This window comes from Bradyrhizobium sp. 31Argb (assembly GCF_043638955.1).
Taxonomy (GTDB): domain Bacteria; phylum Pseudomonadota; class Alphaproteobacteria; order Rhizobiales; family Xanthobacteraceae; genus Bradyrhizobium.
The window spans coordinates 1-6,690 of record NZ_JBEGDB010000359.1; the positions used below are offsets into that span (position 1 = coordinate 1).

5 protein-coding genes are annotated in these 6,690 nt (G+C 63.8%); 1 reads left to right on the forward strand and 4 read right to left on the reverse strand.

The window, feature by feature from the left end; genetic code table 11:
• The 4 genes from AAFX91_RS37350 to AAFX91_RS37365 form a co-directional block, all read right to left on the reverse strand.
• A partial coding sequence (locus tag AAFX91_RS37350; RefSeq protein WP_394569840.1) for an AMP-binding protein occupies window positions 1-1,119 on the reverse strand: 1,119 nt, incomplete at its 3' end.
• A gap of 251 nt (window positions 1,120-1,370) precedes the next feature.
• Window positions 1,371-1,928, reverse strand: coding sequence for a hypothetical protein (locus AAFX91_RS37355; RefSeq protein ID WP_130583194.1), 558 nt, complete (start codon window positions 1,926-1,928; stop codon window positions 1,371-1,373).
• 111 nt (window positions 1,929-2,039) lie between these two features.
• Window positions 2,040-3,911 (reverse strand): AMP-dependent synthetase/ligase, encoded by a 1,872-nt coding sequence (locus tag AAFX91_RS37360; RefSeq protein ID WP_394569841.1) that lies wholly within the window; start codon window positions 3,909-3,911, stop codon window positions 2,040-2,042.
• Window positions 3,912-4,043: 132 nt separating this feature from the next.
• Window positions 4,044-4,268 (reverse strand): dodecin, encoded by a 225-nt coding sequence (locus AAFX91_RS37365; protein ID WP_130583192.1) that lies wholly within the window; start codon window positions 4,266-4,268, stop codon window positions 4,044-4,046.
• 280 nt (window positions 4,269-4,548) lie between these two features.
• Here AAFX91_RS37365 and AAFX91_RS37370 point away from each other — a divergent pair, with 280 nt between their 5' ends.
• Window positions 4,549-6,396 (forward strand): PQQ-binding-like beta-propeller repeat protein, encoded by a 1,848-nt coding sequence (locus AAFX91_RS37370; RefSeq protein WP_394569842.1) that lies wholly within the window; start codon window positions 4,549-4,551, stop codon window positions 6,394-6,396.
• The last annotated feature ends 294 nt before the right edge of the window (window positions 6,397-6,690 follow it).

The window sequence follows — 6,690 nt, forward strand, 5'->3', positions numbered from 1 at the left end:
GACGCAACCTCGGACCGGCCGACAGTCGGAGCTACATCCGTCAAGCGAAAGTAACATCCTCAGGTGAGGCAATACGTAGTGATAGGTGGTGCCGGCGCCATCATTGGGCAGGAAATAGATCTCGCCGGTCTCGCCTGGAGCTGCGTCATTGCCGTCCTCACCGATGATGCGCAGGCGCGCAGTCTCGCCGATCTTGCCGACCGAGCCCTTGTGCGCGAGCCATTCGACTCCGGAGATGATGCAGGAGCCCTGCCGCTCGGTGCCGCCATACAGCTCCCAGATCCGCTCCGGTCCCAGCCACTCGATCCATTTCTCCTTCAACCATGGCGGCATCGGCGCCGCCATGTGGAACACGACCTGCAGGCTGGAGAGATCGTAGCGGTTGCGCACCTCGTCCGGCAGCGACCAGATCCGGTGCATCATGGTGGGCACAAAATTGATCCATTGCACCCGCTCGGTCTCGATCTGGCGCAGCGTCTCCTCGGCATCGAATTTAGTCAGGCCGGTGAGCCGTCCGCCGCCGAACAAGGCAAAATGCGAAACGATGAATGGCGCGTTGTGATACAGCGGCCCCGGGTTGAGCAGGGAGGCGCCAAGCGGGATGCCGAGCGGCGGCGCCATGGTGGTATCGACCACGGCGGGCAGATGATCGAGGATCACTTTCGGCCGCCCGGTCGAGCCGCCACTCGTCATTGCCTTCCAATAGCGCGAGATGGGCGCCGCGAGCGGCTCGTCGGAAAACCCTTCGGGCACGAAACCGGTCGGCAGCGAGGTCGGCGCATCCCAATCGGACTCGCCGCCCACCACCAGCGCGGGCTTGAGGATATCGAGCACCGCAGCTGCTTCGCCGCGCGGCAGTCGCCAGGACAGCGAGGTCGGCGTCGCGCCGCACTTCCATACCGCGAAGGTGGTCTCGAAGAATGCGTTGCTGTTGGGCAGCCCGATCGCGACGAAGTCGCCGGGCTTGACGCCCTTGGCCGCAAACGCCCGCGCGCGGGCATTGGCACCGCGCTCGAGTTGCTCCCAGGTCAGCGTATCCTGTCCATGACGAATGGCGATCGTGCCCGCGGGCTGGCGTTCAGCATACCAGCGCGGCACGTCGGCGATCGGGATCAACATAAAGGCGTTTCCATTTAGTGGGCTGCTCACAGCCGCTTTTGTGTCGTGGATGATGTGGCGCGGCGCACTTCATCAACAGGAGGCGAGGCGAGTCAAGCCGCGGCTGAGAGTCATTGCTTGACGATCGAATCGGAATCGTAGGGTGGGTAGAGCGAAGCGAAACCCACCATTCTCACCGCTTGCTCCGACGTTGATGGGTTTCGCTTCGCTCTACCCATCCTACGGGATATCGGGCCGTCACAGCGCTTGTCTTACATGAGCGGTTTGGTGGACTCGGGCCAGAAATCACCGGTCGGACCAGCCGGCCGCAGCTTCTGCATCTGCTGCGCGGTACAGGTCTTCTTCTGGATGGTCTCGGTGGTTTTATGCCCGTCCTTCAACCGGTCCCTGATATTAATCGGAAACCGGCATTTCGCCGCATGCGACTCGACATAGCCGATCAACTTGATTTCGGCCTGACCGTACTTGTCGATCAGCTTGCAGGCTTCGTCCGATGACGCGCGCCGGGCGGCGGCAGCCCTGATCCACCGACCCCGCTCCTCGACTTCTGCCCGCAGCGAACTAAATTCTTGCCTGCATTGGTCGGGGATTTCCTCTTGCGGAGCTACGGCGATGAGTGGCGCGCCGCCGGATGGGAACGGGCTCACGAAATTTGCCACGGGCGGGCTGCCATTCTCCGCCGGCTGGCCCGGCTGCGCTGCCTGGCCTGGCAGCGGCGCCGGAAACGCACTCTGCGCCCATGCATCATCTCCGATGAACGCAAGAATGGTAGCTGCCGTTAGCGGCGCAATCAGGCGGCGGAAGGTCAAGGCTCGTTCTCCGGCAGGATTGTGAGGACGTCCTAACGTTCGAGCAAAGCGTAGTTTCTCTTACGGTCTCTTCGCTCAGTTAACAATTGAATTCCGACGCAACGATGTCCTTCACGAGCGCGCAGCTGACGCTGCAGGACGCGATCCACCCTGTGGTTTGTGCGCGTAGATCTGTTCGATCTCCGCGGCAAAGCGATGCTCGAGTGCCGGGCGCTTGTTCTTTAGCGTCGGCGTCAACAGGCCGGCGGCAATGGTCCATGGCTCCAGCGTCCACCATACCGCGCGCGGTGTCGCATAGGCCGGATAGGCTTTGACGGCCTCGGCGATCCGTTTCACGAGGAATGCGGTTTCCGCCTCCGCGCCGCTGCCCGCGAGCCTGGCCTTCTCCCGCTCCCAGGCCTTCGCATTCAGCACCACGAGCGCCGCGAGAAAGGGCCGGTTCTCGCCGATCACCATGGCCTGCTCGAACAGGGGATCGGCGAGGATCGCGGTTTCGAGATCGACGGGCGCGATCTTCTCGCCGGTAGAAGTCACCAGGATGTCCTTGATGCGGCCGGTGATGCTGATGCGGCCGCCTTCGATGCGGGCCTGATCACCGGTATGCAGCCATCCGTCGGCTTGCTTGATCCGATGCGTCTCTTCCGGCCGGTGCCAATAGCCGAGCATCACGTTCGGCCCTCGCACCAGCAGCTCCTGATCCTCGCTGATCCTGACTTCGATACCGTCGAGCGGCCGGCCGACTGAGCGAGGATCGTTGTCGTCAGCGGTATTGACGGAGACGACCGGTGACGTCTCGGTCATGCCATAGCCCTGCAGGATGTCCAGTCCGAGCGCGAGGAACAGCCGGATCACGCGCTCGCCGATTGCCGCGCCGCCACTGACGGCGACGCGCAGTCGCCCGCCGAACTGAGCCAGCACCTTGTCGGCGACCAGGCGCTTGAGCAGCGGCCAGACCATCCGGTCGGACAGCGACAGCTTGCCGCCTTCCTGCCTCGCATCAAAGCGTCGTCCGCCGACGGCAACGGTCAGATCGAGCAATTCGCGTTCGAAGCGGCCTGCCGCCTCGCTGTGCTGCATGATCAGTGCATAGATGCGCTCATAGATCCGCGGCACGGAGATCAGCACCGTCGGCCGCACCTGCTTCAAGTCATCGGAGAGCTGCTGCACCGATCGCGCGTAGGCAACGCAGGCGCCGGCCGCGATCGGATAGTAGTAGCCGCCGGTGCGCTCGAAGGTATGCGACAGCGGCAGGAAGGACAGGAAGATGTCATTTGGGCTGGCGGCGATGCGCGCGTGGATCGCCTTGACGTTCGCCACGATGTTGCCGTGCGAGAGCATGACGCCCTTGGGGCGCCCGGTCGTGCCGGAGGTGTAGACGATCGCGGCAAGATCATCCGGCTGCAACGCCACGTCGTCTATGACGGCCTCGGTTGCCTGTCCACGCTCCAGCCAGGATTTCAGCGCCACGACGCGATGATCCGTCGCGGCCGGGTCTTTGGTGCCTTGCAGATCTGCGCAGACCACACGCTTGAGCGTGTCCGTCGGCGCGCCGGCGCTTGCAAGGATCCGCCAGCGGTCGATGGTGTCGACCAACAGCAGCGACGCCGCGGAATCCTTCAAGATGTAGACGATGCTTTCGGGATTATCGATCGCGTGCATCGGCACCGGCACGAGGCCGCGCGACAATGCGGCCTGGTCCATCGCGATGTGCTCGATGCCATTGGGCATCAGGATGGCGACGCGCTCGCCGGCCGCGAAACCCTCGGCAGCAAGCGCGCGCCGCCAGCGGTCGAACTCGTGATCGATCTCGTGCCAGGAATGGCTGACCCAGCGCCCGGCCGCCGCATCGAAATGCCGGTAGGCTTCCGTATCAGGCGTTGCCCGGACGCGCCAGCGCAATAGCTCGGGCAGCGTACGGACCTGCGCATGTGTGTCCAGTGCGCCAAGTTGCGGAATCGAATTGGCGCCGGACAGTTTCTCCATCTGCACATAGCCTCCCGACGATGTTAAGCATCAAACAAAACCATGGATTTGTCGCATGGGGACTACCTCAGATGTTTGAGCTAGCGCAAGAACGGGTATGTCGGCGCCGGTTGCGGGCCTGCAGCGCGAGACTCACTCCTCCAGCGTGAATCCAACCCGCAGCGTGACCTGGTAATGGCGGACGGTGCCCTTCTCGATATGGCCCCGCGTCTGCACGACTTCGAACCATTTCATCTCGCGAATGGTCTTTGCGGCGCGGGCGATGGCGTTCTGGATCGCATCCTCGATGCTCTTCTCGGACGATCCGACGAGATCCAGGATCTTATAGACGTGGTCCTTCTCGGTTGTCACAGGCATGGCAAACCTCCCTTGAAAGGCGCTTCCGGTTATTCGCGGCGCATCCGGATTGTTACTCCGTCCGCGCAGGATCAGTCGGCGTCGGCGCCGCGTCCAGTCTGAACGAGCTTACGGCTATTGGAGTTCCGCTCGCCTCACCGCTTGCCCCACAAAATGAGCCGGTGCTCATCGCCCGACGCACGTTATGACTGTTCGAGGTTTCCCGAGCGCGCTATCATCCCCAGGTTGTCGGTGTCTCCGAGACGATAGGTTCGGATCGTCGCGCCCAGGGGGGAGCTTCATGAGATTGAGCGCTGCGGCCGTCGGCCTCTTGATCTGGTCCTGCCTTCCCGCCAGCGCAGCGCAGACCGGCGCCGAGCTTTACGCGCAGCACTGCGCCCAGTGCCACGATGCCGGCGACCCGCAGAGCCGCATTCCCAACCGCGCCGCATTGCAGTCGATGGCGTTCGAGCATGTGCTCAGAGCGATCACGTCGGGGAGCATGGCTCCCATGGTCAAGGACCGAACGGACGATGAGCGCAAAGCGATCGCCTCCTTCGTGACCGGGAGACAGGCTGGCGACGGCGCTCCCGCCGCCACGGCCGATGCAGCAGGGCACTGCGTGGAGGGCGCCCGCGGCTTTGACGGGGCGTTCGACCGGCCGCGATGGACCGGTTGGGGCGCGGATATCAACAACAGCCGGTTTCAGGCCGCCGAGATGGCGGGACTCAGGGCCGACCAGGTGCCACGGTTGCGCCTGAAATGGGCGTTCGGCTTTCCGGGCGTCTCCACTGCCAATGCCCAGCCGGCCGTGATCGGCGGCATGCTGTTTGTCGGCGGCACCGATAGCAAGGTGCGCGCGCTCGACGCCAGGAGCGGCTGCACATTCTGGACGCTGGCGACGGACGCGCCAGTACGCACCGCGATCAGCTTCGGTCCGCTCCCGGGGAAGAATGAGTTCGCGATTTTCTTCGGTGATGTCCGCGCCAACGCCTACGCCGTAAATGCAACAACGGGCGCGCTGATCTGGAAGCAGAAGGTGGAAGACCATCCCGCCGCCCGGATTACGGGCACGCCGGCTCTGTTTTCCGGCGTCCTCTACGTTCCGGTCTCCTCCATCGAGGAAGCCACGGGATCGCGGGCCTCCTACGAATGCTGCACGTTTCGCGGCAGCGTGGTGGCCTTGGACGCGGCGACCGGCGGGCCGATCTGGAAGTCGTACACGATCCCGGAAACGCCAGCTCCGACGACCAAGAATGCCATGGGCGTGCAGCTTTACGGTCCGTCCGGCGCCTCGGTCTGGTCTGCGCCAACGATCGACGTGAAGCGCCAGGCGCTGTACGTCGCGACCAGCAACTCCTATTCAAACCCGCCGGCGGATACCAGCGACGCCATTCTTGCGTTCGACCTGAAGACCGGCCGGATGTTGTGGCATCGGCAGGCCACGCCCAAGGACAGCTATGTCGTCGCCTGCTTCGGCTATGATAAGACCAACTGTCCGGAAGATCCCGGTCCGGACCACGACTTCGGCCAGTCGCCAATCCTGGTGGGCTTGCCGGACGGGCGGCGCATGCTGGTGATCGGGCAGAAGTCCGGGATCGTCCACGCCTTCGATCCCGACAACGAGGGCAAGATCCTCTGGCAAACGCGGGTCGGCAAGGGAGGGCCGCTGGGCGGCAGCGAGTGGGGCTCAGCCGCGGATCAGGAGCGGATCTATGTCGCGAACTCCGACGTGCGGTTTCTTCGCGACGGCACAAGGCGTCTCGATCCGAACGCAGGCGGCGGTCTGTTCGGGCTGAATCTGGCGGACGGCAAGGTCACCATGCAGGTGGCGCCGGTCTCCTGTGGTGACCGCGAGCGATGCAGTCCAGCCCTCTCCGCGGCCGTTAGCGCAATTCCAGGCGTTGTCTTCTCCGGCGGCGTGAGCGGCTGTTTGCGCGCCTATGCGACCGACGATGCGCGTCTGCTCTGGGAATTCGACACCGCGCGCGACTATGAGACGGTGAATGGCGTCCCGGCGCATGGCGGCGCCATCGACGGCCCCGGCCCGGTGATTGTGGACGGCATGCTCTATGTCAATTCAGGCTACGCGCAATGGAGCGGCATTCCCGGCAACGTGCTGCTCGCGTTCGAGGTGAGCCGGCCCTGATATGGGACGCGGCGATGGGCTGAGGAAAGCCGATGCAGAAAACATCGTGCGCCGGCCAGAGATCGGGCGCGTTACGAACGTAACAGACTGATGATCCTGTGAAATCGAGCTGAAACTCCGCGCGACCAACATCCCCCTTCGTTGACCCCGGGCATGTGGAAAAGCGGAGACTGTACGATGAGGGCAGAGACCAGCGCCAAGAATTTTTCCGTTGACCCCGCTAGGCCGTGTGGACAGTTACCTTATCCAGAGCAGAGTGGCGGCAATGGCGACGACGGCGAAGTAGTTTCGCGC

Coding starts and splice junctions, on each gene's coding strand:
- AAFX91_RS37360 (WP_394569841.1), bottom strand. CDS start 3,911: ATGGAGAAACTGTCCGGCGCCAATTCGATTCCGCAACTTGGCGCACTG.
- AAFX91_RS37365 (WP_130583192.1), bottom strand. CDS start 4,268: ATGCCTGTGACAACCGAGAAGGACCACGTCTATAAGATCCTGGATCTC.
- AAFX91_RS37370 (WP_394569842.1), top strand. CDS start 4,549: ATGAGATTGAGCGCTGCGGCCGTCGGCCTCTTGATCTGGTCCTGCCTT.